The organism is Caballeronia sp. LZ029, assembly GCF_031451275.1.
In the GTDB taxonomy this organism is placed as follows: Bacteria; Pseudomonadota; Gammaproteobacteria; order Burkholderiales; family Burkholderiaceae; genus Caballeronia; species Caballeronia jiangsuensis.
This window is the reverse complement of the sequence record NZ_JARUXO010000001.1, coordinates 792,988-810,045: the sequence shown is the minus strand read 5'-3', so window position 1 is coordinate 810,045 and position 17,058 is coordinate 792,988. Positions and strand designations below refer to the sequence as shown.

General features: G+C 62.4%; 14 protein-coding genes and 3 tRNA genes. 9 read left to right on the top strand and 8 right to left on the bottom strand.

What is annotated here, in order from left to right; translation table 11 throughout:
* Positions 1–22 precede the first annotated feature (22 nt).
* From QCE73_RS03760 to QCE73_RS03745, 4 genes are all read right to left on the bottom strand, one after another.
* Positions 23–1,039 (bottom strand): flippase-like domain-containing protein, encoded by a 1,017-nt coding sequence (locus QCE73_RS03760; protein ID WP_309879838.1) that lies wholly within the window; start codon positions 1,037–1,039, stop codon positions 23–25.
* Positions 1,036–1,848 carry a 2OG-Fe(II) oxygenase gene (locus tag QCE73_RS03755; protein WP_309879836.1) on the bottom strand — a complete coding sequence of 271 codons (813 nt, stop codon included), beginning with the start codon at positions 1,846–1,848 and terminating at the stop codon, positions 1,036–1,038. The genes QCE73_RS03760 and QCE73_RS03755 overlap by 4 nt, the downstream gene beginning before the upstream one ends.
* Positions 1,845–2,543 carry a CDP-alcohol phosphatidyltransferase family protein gene (locus tag QCE73_RS03750; protein WP_309879834.1) on the bottom strand — a complete coding sequence of 233 codons (699 nt, stop codon included), beginning with the start codon at positions 2,541–2,543 and terminating at the stop codon, positions 1,845–1,847. Before QCE73_RS03750 ends, QCE73_RS03755 begins: the two co-directional genes overlap by 4 nt.
* Positions 2,544–2,750: 207 nt before the next feature.
* Positions 2,751–3,464, bottom strand: a complete 714-nt coding sequence (locus tag QCE73_RS03745) for a DUF4136 domain-containing protein (RefSeq protein ID WP_309881903.1) — start codon at positions 3,462–3,464, stop codon at positions 2,751–2,753.
* 222 nt (positions 3,465–3,686) lie between these two features.
* On the opposite strand from QCE73_RS03745, the gene pepN reads away from it, so the two are divergent.
* The 5 genes from pepN to QCE73_RS03720 all read left to right on the top strand — a co-directional run bounded on the left by pepN (position 3,687) and on the right by QCE73_RS03720 (position 9,263).
* Positions 3,687–6,404 carry an aminopeptidase N gene (pepN, locus tag QCE73_RS03740; protein ID WP_309879833.1) on the top strand — a complete coding sequence of 906 codons (2,718 nt, stop codon included), beginning with the start codon at positions 3,687–3,689 and terminating at the stop codon, positions 6,402–6,404.
* Positions 6,405–6,519: 115 nt separating this feature from the next.
* Positions 6,520–7,539, top strand: a complete 1,020-nt coding sequence (locus tag QCE73_RS03735; RefSeq protein WP_035505328.1) for a class 1 fructose-bisphosphatase — start codon at positions 6,520–6,522, stop codon at positions 7,537–7,539.
* A 53-nt stretch (positions 7,540–7,592) separates the two neighbouring features.
* Positions 7,593–7,668: transfer RNA gene (locus QCE73_RS03730), tRNA-Thr, on the top strand.
* A gap of 607 nt (positions 7,669–8,275) precedes the next feature.
* On the top strand, positions 8,276–8,425 hold the full coding sequence (locus QCE73_RS03725; protein ID WP_035505326.1) for a hypothetical protein: 150 nt from the start codon (positions 8,276–8,278) through the stop codon (positions 8,423–8,425).
* Between the two features lie 235 nt (positions 8,426–8,660).
* Positions 8,661–9,263: a chorismate mutase gene (locus tag QCE73_RS03720; protein ID WP_309879831.1), complete on the top strand. Its 603-nt coding sequence runs from the start codon at positions 8,661–8,663 to the stop codon at positions 9,261–9,263.
* 7 nt (positions 9,264–9,270) lie between these two features.
* Here the strand turns inward: QCE73_RS03720 and QCE73_RS03715 are convergent, their stop codons facing one another.
* Positions 9,271–10,416 carry an exonuclease domain-containing protein gene (locus tag QCE73_RS03715; protein WP_309879830.1) on the bottom strand — a complete coding sequence of 382 codons (1,146 nt, stop codon included), beginning with the start codon at positions 10,414–10,416 and terminating at the stop codon, positions 9,271–9,273.
* Positions 10,417–11,080: 664 nt separating this feature from the next.
* Here QCE73_RS03715 and QCE73_RS03710 point away from each other — a divergent pair.
* Complete coding sequence (locus tag QCE73_RS03710) at positions 11,081–11,308, top strand: hypothetical protein (protein ID WP_309879828.1); 228 nt, start codon at positions 11,081–11,083, stop codon at positions 11,306–11,308.
* A 501-nt stretch (positions 11,309–11,809) separates the two neighbouring features.
* On the top strand, positions 11,810–12,952 hold the full coding sequence (locus tag QCE73_RS03705) for a porin (RefSeq protein ID WP_035505317.1): 1,143 nt from the start codon (positions 11,810–11,812) through the stop codon (positions 12,950–12,952).
* A gap of 74 nt (positions 12,953–13,026) precedes the next feature.
* Here QCE73_RS03705 and greB read toward each other — a convergent pair whose 3' ends face one another.
* Positions 13,027–13,578, bottom strand: coding sequence for a transcription elongation factor GreB (gene greB / locus QCE73_RS03700; RefSeq protein ID WP_035505314.1), 552 nt, complete (start codon positions 13,576–13,578; stop codon positions 13,027–13,029).
* Between the two features lie 172 nt (positions 13,579–13,750).
* Between greB and QCE73_RS03695 the strand changes: the two genes are divergently transcribed.
* Both QCE73_RS03695 and QCE73_RS03690 read left to right on the top strand, forming a co-directional pair.
* Positions 13,751–13,827: transfer RNA gene (locus QCE73_RS03695), tRNA-Arg, on the top strand.
* A 100-nt stretch (positions 13,828–13,927) separates the two neighbouring features.
* Positions 13,928–14,004: transfer RNA gene (locus tag QCE73_RS03690), tRNA-Arg, on the top strand.
* A gap of 61 nt (positions 14,005–14,065) precedes the next feature.
* Here the strand turns inward: QCE73_RS03690 and QCE73_RS03685 are convergent.
* Positions 14,066–14,557 (bottom strand): phage protein NinX family protein, encoded by a 492-nt coding sequence (locus QCE73_RS03685; protein ID WP_309879826.1) that lies wholly within the window; start codon positions 14,555–14,557, stop codon positions 14,066–14,068.
* Positions 14,558–14,618: 61 nt separating this feature from the next.
* Positions 14,619–17,012, bottom strand: a complete 2,394-nt coding sequence (locus QCE73_RS03680; protein WP_035505310.1) for a bifunctional (p)ppGpp synthetase/guanosine-3',5'-bis(diphosphate) 3'-pyrophosphohydrolase — start codon at positions 17,010–17,012, stop codon at positions 14,619–14,621.
* Positions 17,013–17,058: the final 46 nt, after the last annotated feature.

Here is a 17,058-nt window from a genome sequence, read left to right as displayed (position 1 = left end):
CTTGTGTTCCCTTCTGGGTGGGTCAGTCGATATCCGGCACGCGCGCGAGACGGCGGCGCTGCCAGCCTTTTTCAACGAAATGCAGATAGACGATGCCCGGCACGCCGAGCAGCAGTTCACGCGCGCGCTTGGCGAGCGACAGCGCGAGCGCCGCCTCGGGCGGCAGGCCGACCAGACGCGCGAGCAGCAGATAGCCGCCTTCCTGCACGCCGAGCGAGCCGGGAATGGCGAAGGCCGCGCCGCGAATCGCCTGGCCGAGACTTTCGAGCAGCAGCGCTTCCGCCCAGCCGACCGGATGACCGAGCAGATGCAGTGCGAGCCACACTTCGCCCGTGCCGACGATCCAGCCGACGAGACTCAGGCCGAAGCTCGACGCCACCTTGGCGCGCTCGCGATACATCTCGTGCACGGCGGCATCGACGGCTTCGGCGCGCGTGACGAGCGACGACCAGTCGCGCTTGGCCGAGAATTTCGCGGCGATTCCCGACGCGAAGCGCATCGCGCGGCCGAAAAGACCGCGCCGCTGCGCGAGATAGAAACCGAAGATCATGAGGCCGATCACGCCGATCACCGCCAGCACGGCGATCGTCACCGTCGACGACGAGCCGCCCGACGCGTAACCCGTCAGCAGCACGACGCCGATCAGCGCGAAGAGCAGTTGCGCGACGGTCTGCATCGTCGTGCTCACGGTGATGACGGCGGCCGCGTCGCGCGCGCGCATGCCGCGTTGCGCGAGATAGCGGACCATCAGCATCGGTCCGCCGATCTGGCCCGCGGGCATCAGGCTGTTCACCGATTCGCCGGCCCAGCGCGCGAGCAACGCGTCGAGCAGGGACACGTCGCGCTGACGGTCGGCGAAGAGCACGCTGATCGCGCCGGCATCGATGACGAGCGGCACGAAGTGAAAGGCCGCGACCGCGAGCAAGCCCCAGCCCGCCGCGGCCAGCGTCGATGCAACCGATCCGAAGCCTTGCCAGCCGAGCAGCGCGACGAACAGCACCACGCCGACCGACAGCAGGAATGTGCCCGCGCGGCTCATGCCAGTCCGTTCTTGCCGCCCTTGCGGCGAAAGACCTGCCTGAACCCGAAATACGCGATCGAGTCCTTCATGTTCGAGATGAAACGCTGGAACGGACGCATGTTGGGGTTCGTCACGTACTCGAACGTGAGCGACACGCGCATCTCGTTCTCGCCGAGCGGCGTCACGCGATGGCGCAGCTTGTCGCCGTCGAAGAACACGAACGCGCCGGGCGGATATTGCACCGAGCCCGGCTGATCCGGAATGCCGGGCGTCTTCGTGTGCAGTTCGTAGTCGAGCTTGCAGGAGGAATCGTCGATCACGCCGAGCAGGAGCGTGTAGCGGCGGCCGTCGTAGTACGAGGTGTCGTAATGCCAGCCGATATGGTCGCCCGGACGCGTGTAGAAATAGAGCGCGTAGGCGTGCGGATCGTCTTGCGGCGAGAGTTGCAGCTTGTCGCCGGTGATCGACTCCAGCCACTTGATGAGCGCGTCCGACCGATACAGATCCGCGATGAACGGCGCGAGCTTGTCGAGCGTATGGCGGCTCACGCTGCCGCCCGCCTTGTGACCCGGCAGATAGTTGCGGTTCACGGACGGCATCACGTCATGAACGGCGGCGATCAGGCGCTCGGTGAAATCGCGCGGCAGGAAATCTTCGATGTAGAGAAACGAGCCTTGCTTGCCGTATTCGTCGCGCAGCTTCGGCGTGGGCAGCGTGGCAAGCCGCGCGGTCATGATCGAATCGATGTCGTGCTTCGACGGGCGGCTCACCGCCGGCCCATGCGCAGGTTGCGTCAGCGTGTTGTCCGGAGTTGCCGTATCGCTCATCTCACCGCCTGGAAATCGTTGCCGTCTTTTGCAGGGGACGCCTGCGCGCGGCGTTTCAACTGCGAGCTCACACGCTGATAGTCCACCGCCACATAGATGGCGAAGAGCGGCGCGCCGATCGCCGCCGCGATCAGAAACGGCGTCATGCCGTTCAGAAGCGTCACGACCGGCAGCAGGTACAGCACGTCTTCCGTTTCGAATCCGGCCATCGACGCCTGCTTCGTGCCGGACTTGCCGACCATCGACTCGATACGCATGCGCAGAAAGAAGATCAGCGCGACCGCCACGCCCGCGATGCCGCCGAGCCATTGCGCGGGCACGGGCATCGACGGGTGATGCACAGCGACGTAAAACCCGATGCCGAGAAAGAGCAGCACGGTCACGAGCGCGTCGCACGCGAGGTCATAGAGATGGCCGATCTTGCTCGACTGTCCGCTGATGCGGGCGAGCTCGCCGTCGGTGTGATCGACGAGGTTCGACAGCGCGATCAGCAGCGCGCCGAGCGTGCACATCCAGAACTGACCGAGCGACAAAAAATACGCCCCGGCCAGGCCGATGGCGAGGCGCAGCGTGGTCAGATGGTTGGGCGTTACCGGCGTGCCGACGAGCGGCGTGACGAGGCGGCGTGCGAGCCGCGCATCCCATGTGGTGGGCTCGGGAACGGCTTCAGGACGGGGCGGACACGATTTTGTCATCCCGGAAATATATCGCTAATTCGCCGAAGCTGCATATATTGCGGCCCGGCGTCGCGTCGATAATTCCCTGTTTAGTCAAGGCCACCAGGCGTTTTTCAAACTTTCGCCGGAGCCGGGAAAAGAATCGGGCCCGGCACGCCACGGCAATAATTTCCGACACGTTTTCACGACGATGCGACGGCGCGCGGTCGTCGCACGCCCTCTCGATCAATCGACGGTTTTGGCCGCGGGCGCGGGCGCCACGCCGCCGTTCGAACCGGCCGCCGCCGTTTCGTTGGAGATGCCGCCGTTCTTGTCGACGGGCAGCGTCACCGTGCGCACCGTGCCGTTGCCGAGCGGGAAATCCGCGAGCGCGCTGCGCACGAGGTAAGGCATCGCCTGATAGAGCGACGCGTCGCCGGTCGAGTTGACCGCCGTCACCTTGTACGTCTCGCGACCGGTCTTGCGGTCGTTCATGCGGATCTGCAGCGCGTGGATATAGACCGGATAGCTCTGGTCGACGTAACCCGTCGCACCCCACGGGCCGTATGGTCCCCAGCCGCCCCACGGTCCGCCCCAGTACGGACCCGCGCCCCACGGACCGTACATCGGCCACGGATCGTAGTAGACCGGCTGACGCACGGTCACCGTGTCGCCGCGAATCGAATAGGCGATCGCGATCTGATAGTTCGCGCTCGCCTCGGGCACTTGCCGGAAGTTGTATTTCGACAGCTCGTTCGCGACGAGCGTCTCGTAGGTCGTCTGCTCGATGCTGTTCTGCTGCTCGCCCTTGCGCGCGAACGCGTACGTGCGCGTCGTGTCGCTGCCGCTCCAGTCCGAGAACGCGGTGACCTGCGTCTGGACATAGGTGGTGCAGCCCGCGAGCCACATCGCCAGGATCAGCGCGGCCCATCGGGCGAGCGCCTTGATCGGGAAATTCATGGTCATCCTCACTTCGGTGAGCACCCTTCTCAGTTATAGACAGCACCGCCGTGACCCGCACGGCGGCGTCCTGTTTTGTGGGTTCCACGACGCGCTGCGCCGCCCGATTCACGATCTCCGGACGGCTTGTACAATGGTTCGACCAGGCGCGCATGCGTTGGTGCGCTCGACCTGCGCACACGAGACGCCGCCGCCGTTCAATCCAAACATGAAGATCTTGCCATGTCTACCACGACCGCATCCGCTGTGATTCGCCGCCAGGACTACACGCCGCCTGCTTTCCTGATCGACTCCGTCGCGCTCGAGTTCGATCTCGTGCCGGCGCGCACGGTCGTGAAGAACACGATGAAGCTGCGCCGCAACCCGGACGCCCAGGGCGATGCGTCGCGCCTCGACTTGATGGGCGAGCAGCTCGAATTCGTGAGCGCGGCGATCGACGGCGTCGTGCACGCGGATGTCCGTGTTCATGAAAACGGTCTGTCCATCGGCAATATTCCTGCCGATGCTTTCGAGCTTAGCATCGAGAGCATCTGCAATCCGGCGGAGAACACGACGCTCTCCGGACTTTATGTCTCCAGCGGCAACTTCTTCACGCAGTGCGAAGCGGAAGGCTTTCGGCGCATCACCTATTTCCTCGATCGCCCCGACGTGATGGCCACTTACGTCGTCACGCTGCGCGCCGACAAGAGCGCGTATCCGGTGTTGCTGTCGAACGGCAATCTGATCGAGGAAGGCGATCTGCCCGACGGCCGCCACTTCGCGAAATGGGAAGACCCGTTCAAGAAGCCGAGCTATCTGTTCGCGCTCGTCGCGGGCAAGCTCGTGTGCATCGAGGAGCGCATCCGGTCCGGATCCGGCAAGGAGAAGCTGCTGCAGGTCTGGGTCGAGCCGCACGATCTCGACAAGACCCGCCACGCGATGGACTCGCTCATCCACTCGATCCGCTGGGATGAAAAGCGCTTCGGGCTGGAGCTGGATCTTGACCGCTTCATGATCGTCGCGGTGAGCGACTTCAACATGGGCGCGATGGAGAACAAGGGCCTCAACATCTTCAACACGAAATACGTGCTCGCGAATCCCGAAACCGCGACGGACACGGACTTCTCGAATATCGAAGCCGTGGTCGGCCACGAGTACTTCCATAACTGGACGGGCAACCGGGTGACCTGCCGCGACTGGTTCCAGCTCAGTCTGAAGGAAGGCCTGACGGTGTTCCGCGATCAGGAATTCTCCGCCGACATGGCCGCGGGCGATGCCGAAGGCGCCGCGAGCGCGGCCGCGCGCGCGACCAAGCGCATCGAGGACGTGCGCGTGCTGCGTCAGATGCAGTTCGCCGAGGACGCCGGCCCGATGGCGCATCCGGTGCGCCCGGAAAGCTACGTCGAGATCAACAACTTCTACACGATGACCGTCTACGAAAAAGGCTCGGAAGTCGTGCGGATGTATCAGACGCTCTTCGGCCGCGACGGCTTCCGGCGCGGCATGGATCTCTATTTCCAGCGCTTCGACGGCCAGGCGGTGACCTGCGACGATTTCCGTCACGCGCTCGCCGATGCGAATCAGCGCGATCTCGCGCAGTTCGAGCGCTGGTACAGCCAGGCCGGCACGCCGCGCGTGGCGGTCCGCGCGCACCACGACGCCGCGAACGGGCGCTACACGCTGACGCTCACGCAGGGTTACGGCGATGGCTCCGAAGCCGCGCGCGACACGCAGGAAGGTCCGCTGCTGATTCCGTTCTCGGTCGGTCTGATCGGCCGGAACGGCGCGGATCTTCCGCTGCGTCTCGAAGGCGAGAAGGAGCCGAACGGAACGACGCGCGTGCTCGAATTCACGGAGCGCGAGCAGTCCTTCACGTTCGTCGATGTGAACGAAGCGCCGCTGCCGTCGCTTCTGCGCAATTTCTCGGCGCCGGTGATCGTCGAATACGACTATACGAACGACGAGCTCGCGTTCCTGCTCGCGCACGACAGCGATCCGTTCAACCGCTGGGAAGCCGGCCAGCGTCTCGCGACGCGCGAGCTGCTCGCGCTGGCCGGACGCGCGGCCAAGGGCGAGGCGCTCGCCATCGACGAACAGGTGATCGCCGCGTTCGCACGCGTCCTCGACGACACCACGCTCACGCCCGCGTTCCGCGAACTCGCGCTGATGCTGCCGTCGGAAAGCTATCTCGCCGAGCAGATGGCCGTGTCCGATCCGGCCGCCGTGCACGCGGCGCGCGTCTTCATGACCCGCCGTCTCGCGTCGCAATTGCGCGACAAGTGGCTCGCGACGTATGAAGCGAATCGCACGCCGGGTGAATATCGTCCGCTGCCGGAAGATGCGGGCAAGCGCGGCCTGAAGAATCTCTCGCTCGCCTATCTGAGCCAGCTCGACGATCCGCGTGAAGCCGTCGGGCTCGCGCAGGCGCAATACGATGCCGCCAACAACATGACGGACCGCTCGGCGGCGCTCTCCGCGCTCTTGCTCGCGAGCGCGACGAAGGGCGCGGATGCGACCGTGGCAGACGCGGCGCTCGCGGACTTCTATCGGCGTTTCGAGAACGAGGCGCTCGTCATCGACAAATGGTTCGCGCTTCAGGCGACCCAGCGCGGCGGCCCGGATCGCAAGGTGATCGAGATCGTGCGCAAGCTGATGCAACATCAGGCGTTCAACATCAAGAACCCGAACCGCGCGCGCTCGCTGATCTTCAGCTTCTGCAGCGGCAACCCGGCACAGTTCCACGCAGACGACGGTTCAGGCTACGCGTTCTGGGCCGAACAGGTGATCGCGCTCGACGCGCTCAATCCGCAGGTCGCGGCGCGTCTCGCGCGCGGGCTCGAACTGTGGCGTCGCTTCACGCCGCGCTTGCGCGAGAAGATGCACGCGGCGCTGAGCGAAGTCGCATCGAAGGCGAAATCGCGCGACGTGCGCGAGGTCGTCGAAAAGGCGCTCGCGGCCTGAAGGCTGTTTTGCGACCGCCGCGTGAAGTTTTGGCGCGGCGGTCGCTGTCACATGGGGTGGCCGGGTCGAGCGGTTAGAATCGTGAATATTCGTCTAACGCTCACGGAGCCCTAGCATGTCCTCCATCTCCAGCCGCACCACGCTGTCGAAGTACCTCATCGAACAGCAGCGTGAACACCAGAACCTGCCGGCCGATCTCCGTCTGCTCATCGAAGTCGTTGCGCGCGCGTGCAAGCAGATCAGCTATCACGTGAGCAAGGGCGCGCTCGGCGAAGCGCTCGGCTCAGCCGGCAGCGAGAACGTTCAGGGCGAAGTGCAGAAAAAACTCGACGTGCTCTCGAACGAAATCCTGCTCGAAGCCAATGAGTGGGGCGGCAACCTGGCCGCGATGGCATCGGAAGAAATGGAAAAGATCTTCCCGATTCCGAATCGCTATCCGAAGGGCAATTACCTGCTGACGTTCGATCCGCTCGATGGCTCGTCGAACATCGACGTCAACGTGTCGATCGGCACGATCTTTTCGGTGCTGAGTTGCCCGGACGGCGTCGAGCCGAGCGAAGCCGCGTTCATGCAGCCGGGATCGCAGCAGGTCGCGGCGGGCTACGCCGTTTATGGCCCGCAGACGGTGCTCGTGCTGACGACGGGCCACGGCGTGAACTGCTTCACGCTCGACCGCGAACTCGGCTCGTGGGTGCTCACGCAGCGCGACATGACGATCCCGGACGAAACGCGCGAATACGCGATCAACGCGTCGAACGTGCGTCACTGGTACGAGCCGGTGCAGCGCTATATCGACGAGCTGAACGCCGGCAAGGACGGCGCGCGCAAGGAAGACTTCAACATGCGCTGGATCGCGTCGATGGTCGCGGATGTGCATCGGATCCTGAATCGCGGCGGCATCTTCATGTATCCGGCCGATAAGCGCGATCCGTCGAAGCCCGGCAAGCTGCGCCTGATGTACGAAGCGAACCCGATGTCGTTCATCGTCGAGCAGGCCGGCGGCGCCGCGACCAACGGTGAGCAACGCATCCTCGATATCGTTCCGACGAGTCTGCATCAGCGCGTGGCCGTGTTCCTCGGCTCGAAGAGCGAAGTGGATCGTGTGACCCGCTACCACCTCGAAAAGAAAAATTGATTCAGGGTATTGCCAAAACGAGAATGTGGTCGCTATAATCTTGTTTCTCTGATGCCGGAATAGCTCAGACGGTAGAGCAGCGCATTCGTAATGCGAAGGTCGGGGGTTCGATTCCTCTTTCCGGCACCACAAGATTCAGGCAGCATCAAAAAACCCGCGATTACGCAAGTGATCGCGGGTTTTTGCTTTTGGGTCGATCCTGTGGAACGCGAGCAACGGGTTTCGCGCTTTTTGCAACGAACGTCGAGTTCGTACACGGGATTGCGATGCCAGCCGAAATCGGCTTCACCGATTTCACGAGCCGCCGCTCCGCGCACCTGATTCGCCTTATATGTGCGCTTTCGTACAACAACGAGCCATTTTCCGCTCCGCACCATCAAGCGTCAACGCTGGTTTCCCGGTATCGTTATATCCATAGAGGAAAAGCTACAGTTTAAGTACGCAACGGCTGTGCTTCGCGCCGAGCCATGCTGGGTGGGCTCTCGGGGCTGCCGTAAAAACTGTACTTTTTGCAGCAAGTAAGCACCGGCAAGCAATTACCGATATTGACCGGTCCGAAACACGAACGATCATGCGTTGAACATCGAATCGCGCGAATGGACTCAAGCCGAAGCTTTCGCGATCCGATAACGCATCTATAGAGAGAACCGTATTTGGTATTTCGGCTGCATGTGGCGGCGCAAAAGCTGCATCGGCCAAGTTGGCGCAATTGTTGTAGTCATTGAGGAGAGAAATCATGGACGCAAAACCGACCAAAATCCCGACGCCCGACACAGTGCACTGTCCGGATCCGGAACCGGTTGGCGTCGAGTTTCTCGCGACGGAGCTGCCCGAGCATGTGCGCGCGTTCTTCGACGAACAGCGCAACTCGGCGCAGTCCAAATAGGCGGAGATACTGGATCACGCCGTCGTCGTGAGAACGACGCCCGCTGCGCGCGGCGCACTCGGACCGTCCGGTCCGGACATGGCTCAGGCCAGGACGCGTCGCGCCCCTCGTTCATGACCGCATTCGGGCGAGTCGTGCAGTGCGGCTCGCCTCGTCGATTCGTCTTCCATCAATTGGCTGCTGTCGTTCAGATTTGAGGGCGGTGCGCTATTCTGGCGCTTTTGCCCGGATACCGATGCGCCGCCGATCGAACTCATCCCTCCTCGCCTCCGCCGCTTTCGCCTGCGTGCTCGCGCTCGCCGCGCCCTCATCCGTGCACGCGGACGGCGACGATACGCCGTTCACCAACCTCATCGCACTCGTGTCGCAACGGCTCGCGCTCGCGGAACCCGTCGCGCGCTGGAAGTGGGCGCATCAGGAGCCGATCACCGACGCGCCGCGCGAAGAGGCGTTGCTCAAGCATGTCGAAGAAAAGGCGTCGGCCGCGCAAGTCGATCCTGAATTCGCGAGGCAGTTCTTCCGCGATCAGATCGAAGCCAGCAAGGATGTGCAGAACGCGCTCTTTGCCAACTGGCGTGCGCTGAAGGCGGCGCCGGAAGGATCGCCGCCCGATCTCGCGAAGGACACGCGGCCGAAGCTCGATCGGCTCACGCAGTCGCTCGTGTCGGCGCTTGCACATGTCGAACCGATTCGTCATGCGGAGGACTGTCCAGTGCGGCTCGCCGAAAGCATCGCGCGCTGGAAGCATTTGACACGCTACAACTCGTCGATGAACGCGCCACTCATGCACGCGCTCTCGCACGTGTGCGCGTCGGGCGGCGTGGGCGCGGTCGGCTGATCGCGCCTCAGACCGTGGACGCAACCGTTCCGCAGGCGATGGGTGTCACGGCGAGTCCGCGCGCGAGACGCTCGCTCAAAATGCGATAGGTCGACAATTCGAACGCGGGTGACTCGGCGCTCGCGTGCAGCGCGCCGGCCTGCCCCAGCGCGCTGGCGGTGCCGAGATAGCACCAGTTGTCGATGACATGCCACGCGCGTTGCCCGGATGCCTCATCGCGCTCTTCGATCGCGATCGCGCCCGCGTAAGGCCACGGCGCGCCGCGGGCATCCCCCGGACGCGACTTCGGCGCGCGATTGTGCGCCGGACGCGCGCTCGCTATCCATTGCGCCTCGGCCAGCAGCGCGCCGATTTCGCCGCCCGTCGCTCTCCATTCGAGGCGGCGCACGAGCGCCGCCAGACGCAGATCTTTCGCCGAACGTCGCGGGCCGACGAGATGCGAGCGCACGCGCTGACGCAAGCGCACGCTTCGGCCCGCATAGAGCGGCGTGTCGTCGTCGCCATAGAACATGTAGACGCCGCAGCCCGCGACGATCTGCTCGATCGTGTCTTCGTCGATGTGCGCCGCGAGTTGGAATCGGCGCGTCACGCGTTCGAGGTGCGCGCGCATGACATCCTGCGTGTTTGCGCGATGCAGGTGTTGCCAGAACTGCCATAGCAGGTCGGCGTCGGCCAGCGCCCGATGTCGCGCCGAAGGCACGAGCGCGTGGCGCTCGACGAGTGCATCGAGGCCGTGACGGCTTTCCGCCGGATAGATCGCGCGGGAAAGCTGCACGGTGCAGAGCACGTCCGGCGCGAAGCGAAGGCCCATGCGCCTGAATTCGCCTTTGAGGAAGCCGTGGTCGAAGTGCGCGTTATGCGCGACGAAGAGCCGGCCGTTCAACCGTTCGAGCAAACCGGATGCGAGTTGTTCGAACGTCGGGGCATCGCGCACCATCGCGTCGGTGATGCCCGTCAATTGCTGGACGAACGCAGGAATCGGCTTTTGCGGGTTGACGAGCGATGACCATTGCGAGATGCCCGACGGCCCCGCCTCCACGATGCCGATCTCGGTGATGCGGTCCACGCCGAACGTGGCGCCGGTCGTTTCGAGATCGACGAATACGATGCGCTCGGATGGAAAGACAAGGTTTGCGGACAGATCAGGATGCATCGTGGACGGCGAAGGCGGCGCGGTGAGCGTCGGTGTGGAACGTTGGCTGGATTGCCCATTCTAACGCAGCGTCGGATCGAGGACTTTGGTCACGGAAGTCGCGGATGGCGGCTGGTTTGGATTATCTCCAGGCGCCCAAAGAATTCAGCGCGACGGAGCTGTGCTGAATCTGATCTTTTGTCTTTCTATTATTCAGCCTCTGCTGATTTATTCTTATCGCAATAGCGGATAACCCGTAATAGAATTCCCGAATTAACAGAGTGTTCGGTCACGTGCCTCGGTGACTCGATCATGTCCGGGCGCATCGGCATCGCAGGCGGCGACGGCGCAGGCCCGCAACCGCAGGCTCCGCGCGGCGAACGGCCGGCGTTGTCTCGCGGGATGGCGCGTTGCGCCTATCTACGGATTTTAATTTTCGTTAAAAGATAATCGACTTTGTCGCCCGACTTTCAAAGGTAAATCTGATCCGAACTACTGGAAACATCTACAGTCAGGTTACGTTCGAATGAACCCCGGACAATATATCGACGCACACGAAGGATATTCAATCAAACTGAAACAAGATTATCCGAATCGTAAGTGTTTACTCGTCTTGCCCGATCCTCCACCATTAAGCAACATGGAAACTAAGCTACGACTTAAATGTAATGGAGGGCAACCAACGATGACTCCGCTCAATCGCTTCACGCATTGGTTGAAATCGTTCGCCGCGCCATCGATCACGCCGACGACTGAGAGTGCTTCATCGCTCGCTTTCGATCGCGCCTGGCATGGCGATCACTGGCAGAACCTTCTCTCATCGCCCATGGATGCACGGCACTACGTGATGGAGGACTGGGCGACGCCGCTCGACGGCGACCTCGTGGCGGCCGAAGGCGCCCAGACGCGGTAACGCGACGGGGCAAAAAAAAGCGCGACCGGGAAGTCGCGCTGACAAAGTTTGGAGATCTTTTTCCGTCAACGAAAAAGTCTGCTTCGGAAAGCAGAAATGACAGTATAGCGATACGGCCCGCATTAATTACCTGCAAAAGCCGCAAACTTCTGTTTCAGAAATCTCAACAATCGATTTTCTGAAATTTTCAACGCGAATCATGTCGCGCATGCGCAACGTCATTTGGTTGACACCACTGCCCTTACGAGTTTATTCCCAGATAAATCATTGTATATAAAGAAAAATATACGTTGAGACGATCATTGTCACATCAACAATGGTTTATTGCGGAAATTGGAACGCCCTGCCTGTAACACCGTCTTTACACTTCGTCTGGTCCGGAAACAAATGTGTCGCATCGCCGGCGCATTGCTCCTCCGCCCGCGCCTCTCGCAGCGCGCCGGAGCGAGGTTTCCCTCAAAGCCTGGGTCCCCGGCCCAATCTGCTCTCGGAGTTACAAAGATGAAAAAGACTCTCGTGGTCGCCGCCCTGTCGGGCGTTTTTGCTACCGCCGCTCACGCGCAAAGCAGCGTCACGCTGTACGGCCTGATCGATGCCGGCATCACCTACACGAACAACCAGCAAGGCCATAGCAACTGGAAGGCGACGAGCGGTTCCGTCAACGGCAGCCGTTGGGGCCTGCGTGGTTCGGAAGACCTCGGCGGCGGCCTGAAGGCGATCTTCACGTTGGAGAACGGCTTCAACATCATGAACGGCACGAATGGCCAAGGTGGTCGCGAGTTCGGCCGTCAGGCATTCGTCGGTCTGTCGAGCAACCAGTTCGGCGCCGTGACCCTCGGCCGTCAATATGACTCCGTGGTCGACTTCCTCGGGCCTCTCGCTCTGACGGGCACGCAATACGGCGGCACGCAGTTCGCCCACCCGTTCGACAACGACAACCTCGACAACACGTTCCGCGTCAACAACTCGGTCAAGTACACGAGCGCGAACTACGCCGGCTTCAAGCTGGGCGCGATGTACGGCTTCTCGAACGAGGCAGGCGGCTTTGCGGATAACCGCGCTTACAGCGTCGGCGCATCGTACAACTACGGTCCGTTGAACGTTGCGGCCGCGTACATGCAACTGAACAACGTCGGCTCGCCGACGAACAACGTCAACGGCGCGATCACGACCGACAACACGCCGTTCGTCGCTGGCCGTCAGCGCATCTTCGGCGGCGGCGTGAACTACGCGTTCGGCGCGGCAACCGTCGGCTTCGTGTTCACCCAAACGATGCTGGACAACGCTTCGTCGATCACCAACGTCGGCTCGCAAGGCGCTGGTTCGATCAACCTGACCGACGGCCACGTTCGCTTCACCAACTACGAAGTCAACGGCCGTTACAACCTGACGCCGGCTCTGTCGCTCGCGGGTGCTTACACCTACACCGACAGCCGTATCGACGGCGAAAAGCCGAAGTTCCACCAGTTCAGCCTGCAAACGGCGTACGCGCTGTCGAAGCGTACCGACGTGTACCTGCAAGGCGAATACCAGCACATGACCGACCAGGAAGGCCTGCCGTTCGGTGCGGTGATCAACGGTGTGGGCATGTCGTCGAACGGCAACCAGGTTTCGGCGACGGTCGGCATGCGTCACCGTTTCTAAGCTTTACAGGCAGTCTTGTTGTAGAAAAGCCGCTCTTCGGAGCGGCTTTTTTTCGTCTGTACGGCGACGTTCGATCAGTCCGGATAGCGCACGTCCAGAATGTCGATCTGCTGCACGCCCGCCGGCGTATGCAGCGCGACCGTGTCGCCGGTCTTCGCCTTCAACAGCGCCCGCGCGACCGGCGAAATCCAGCTCACGTAGCCGATGTCCAGATTCACCTCGTCCACGCCGACGATGGTCACCGTCTTCGTATCGCCGTCTTCGCCCGCGTAGTCCACCGTCGCGCCGAAGAACACCTGATCGACGTTCTCCTGCTTGCTGCTGTCCACCACTTCCGCGAGATCCAGGCGCTTCGTCAGAAAGCGGATACGGCGGTCGATTTCGCGCAGCCGCCGCTTACCGTAGATATAGTCGCCGTTCTCCGAGCGATCCCCGTTGGAAGCGGCCCAGGAGACGAGCTTGACCACTTCTGGGCGCTCCGTATCCAGAAGCTGCAGAAGTTCGTCACGCAGCCGCTTGTGGCCCGCCGGCGTGATGTAATTCTTCGTGCCGGCCGGGACATCGGGATGGCCGAGCTCGAGGTCGTCGTCGGTGTCATCCGACTCTTTGACAAATGCCTTGTTCATGATGCGGGTCGATGCCGAGTGAAGTCCGATTGCGTGGGGTACTTGCGTGCCAGATACCAACTTACCACGCCGGAAGCCCCTTTCGTCGAACGCTTTCTGATGGAAAATTCGATAGTCTGGCCAAAACCCCTTCCTTTTCGGAATGGACTTGGCTATAATTCCGCTTCTGCGTGCGGCTGTAGCTCAGTTGGATAGAGTACTTGGCTACGAACCAAGGGGTCGTGGGTTCGAATCCTGCCAGCCGCGCCACCTATTCTGATGTTTTCACGCCCGGCGGTCGCGCCGCTCGATGAAAAGATCAAGCGCTTAACCAGAAGCGCAGTGCTGTATAAGCAGTACCGTTTTGCGTGCGGCTGTAGCTCAGTTGGATAGAGTACTTGGCTACGAACCAAGGGGTCGTGGGTTCGAATCCTGCCAGCCGCGCCATCTTTCGAAGGGCCTTCCATACGGAAGGCCCTTTTTGTTTCCGGCGGCCCTGAAGCGTCGTCTATTGACGCGGCACCGAGCCGATATCGCCGATGTGCAATTCCGGCCTCGGCACGTCCTCCACCGACGCCACCGCGCTCGACTCCCCGATCGCCTCCGCGCGCGCACCGAGCAAGGTCTGCGATCGGCGCGGGAACTCATCATCGACGTTATCGCCGAATGTGTGCCGCACGAAGGCGCGCAGCAATGCGATCCGCAGCGACGCGCCCCGCCCTTCCATCGGCTGGCCGTCCTTGCCGAAGCTCACGGTGCAGACTACCTCGCCGCGCCCGTGATCGTGCATCTCGAGCTTGCAGGCACGCTCCAGAACGACCGCTGCCGCCTCCCACGAGGTCGACGGCAGGAAACGTCCGTCCCAGGGCTTGCCGCGGTCGTTGCCGCGTATGGAGAGCGTCTCTCCGCTGTCGGTGAAGTGAATCTCTCGGATGAATTCGTGCAGTCCGCGCGCGACCCAGTAGTCGAGCGTGGCGCCTTCGAGATCGGAAGTGTTCATTGCGGCGCGTTCTCCTGTTCGTCGATCGACGACAGGCATGCACGCCGCATACCACGCCGCGTCAGTAGTCGGCGCGCTCGCGGTCGATGCGCATGCCGCCGTCCTGATTGCGGTGATGCGGTTCGTCGCTCGGACGCTCGCGCGCGATGCGCATCACGTCCGGATTGGTGCGCACGCGGCGCATGACATTCGCCAGGTGCACACGATCGCTCACCTGGATCACGAAGCGCAAGAGCTTCGCTTCCTGCGACACGTCTTCGTCCATCGCGATATGCACGATGTTCGCGTCCGCCGATGTGATATCCGCCGCGACGCGCGCGAACACGCCCTTCGTGTTTTTCACGAGCACCTTCACGGCGACATCGAAGAGACGTCCCGGCTGCGGCGCCCACGCGACATCGATCCAGCGGCCCGGATCGCGCCGATGAATCCGTTGCGCGACGCGGCATTCGGTCGTGTGAATCGCCATGCCGAGGCCGATGCCGATATAGCCCATGATGTCGTCGCCGGGAATCGGCCGGCAGCACGGCGACAATTGCACCGACATGCCTTCCGTGCCCGTGATGACCACCGGCGGCGCGGTATTGGTGTTGTGATGCTCGCGCGGATGCTCGTCGTCATCTGCGATGCCGTTCATCAACACCTCGATGCGCTTGGCCATCACCGCGGCCACGCGACGGCCGAGACCGATATCCGCGAAAATTTCCTGCCGCGTCTTGTTGCCGGTCCACTGCACGAGTCTTTCCCAGACTTCCGGCGTGACGTCCGACAGCGCGAGCCCGTAGCCCTTGAGACTCTGATCGACGAGCCGCTCGCCGAGTTGAACGGACTCGTTCAGACGCATCGTCTTCAGGTAATGGCGGATCGCCGAGCGCGCCTTGCCGGTGCGCACGAAGCCGAGCCACGCGGGATTCGGCTTCGAATACGGCGCGGTGATCACTTCGACGATATCGCCGCTCTTCAGCTCCGTGCGCAGCGGCAGGAGCTCGTTGTTGATCTTCACCGCGACGCATTGATTGCCGAGGTCGCTGTGGATCGAATACGCGAAGTCGAGCGCGGTCGCGCCGCGTGGCAGCGGCATGATCTTCGACTTCGGCGTGAATACATAGACCGCGTCCGGGAACAGATCGATCTTGACGTGTTCGAGGAATTCGCTCGAATCGCCTGCTTCGCTTTGAATATCGAGCAGCGATTTGAGCCATTGATGCGCGCGCTTCTGGACATCGTTCAGGTCCGCGCCGCCATTCTTGTATAGCCAGTGCGCCGCGACGCCGGCCTCGGCGATCTCGTGCATCTTGCGCGTGCGGATCTGGAACTCGATCGGCGCGCCGAACGGACCGACGAGCGTGGTATGCAGGGACTGATAGCCGTTCACCTTCGGAATGGCGATGTAGTCCTTGAACTTGCCCGGCACGGGCTTGTAAAGCGCGTGCAGCGCGCCGATGCACGTATAGCATTCCAGCGCGCTCTCGACGACGACGCGAAAGCCGTAGACGTCGAGCACCTGCGAGAACGACAACTGCTTGTCGCGCATCTTCTTGTAGATGCTGTAGATCGTTTTCTCGCGGCCGGTGACTTCCGCATTGATCTTGGCATCCGCGATGGTGCGTTGCACCGCTTCGAGAATCTTGCCGACCACTTCGCGCCGGTTCCCGCGCGCGGCCTTCACCGCTTTTTCGAGCGTGGCGTACCGGTTCGGATTGAAGTTCGCGAACGACAGGTCCTGCAGCTCGCGATACGTATTGTTCAGCCCGAGCCGATGCGCGATGGGCGCGTAGATATCCAGCGTCTCGCGCGCCACGCGCCGGCGCTTCTCCGGCGGCACCGCGCCGAGCGTGCGCATGTTGTGCAGCCGGTCGGCGAGCTTGACGAGAATGACGCGCACGTCGCGCGCCATCGCGAGCAGCATCTTGCGGAAGTTTTCCGCCTGCGCTTCTTCGCGATTGCGGAATTCCATCTTGTCCAGTTTGGACAAACCGTCGACCAGTTCCGCGACCTTCGCGCCGAAGCGCTCCGCGATCTCGGTCTTGGTCACGCCCTGATCTTCGATCACGTCGTGCAGCAAGGCCGCCATGATCGATTGGGCGTCGAGCTTCCAGCCCGCGCAGATTTCCGCGACCGCGACCGGATGCGTGATGTACGGCTCACCGCTCTGACGATACTGCCCGAGGTGCGCTTCGTCGCTGAAGTGGAAAGCCGCCTTGACTTCCTTGATCTCTTCCGGAGTGATGTAGCTCGCGAGCCCGTTCGTCAGTTTCGCGATGGAAACGACGTCGTGCTTGCGCGGCTGCTCCGGCGTGGCGGTCGGGCCGAACAGATGGCGGAAGGACTGTTCGAGGACCGCGTCGATGTATTTGCGCGCCGCATGCGGCTTGTCGGCATCGAGCAGGGAATCCTGATCGATTTCGAGGTCGGGGTCCACGGCGGCGGAGATGGGCAACGGTGTCTGACTCATCTTCCCCTCCGTGGTGGTGTGACGCGCTGGGTTGTCGGTTGCAAAA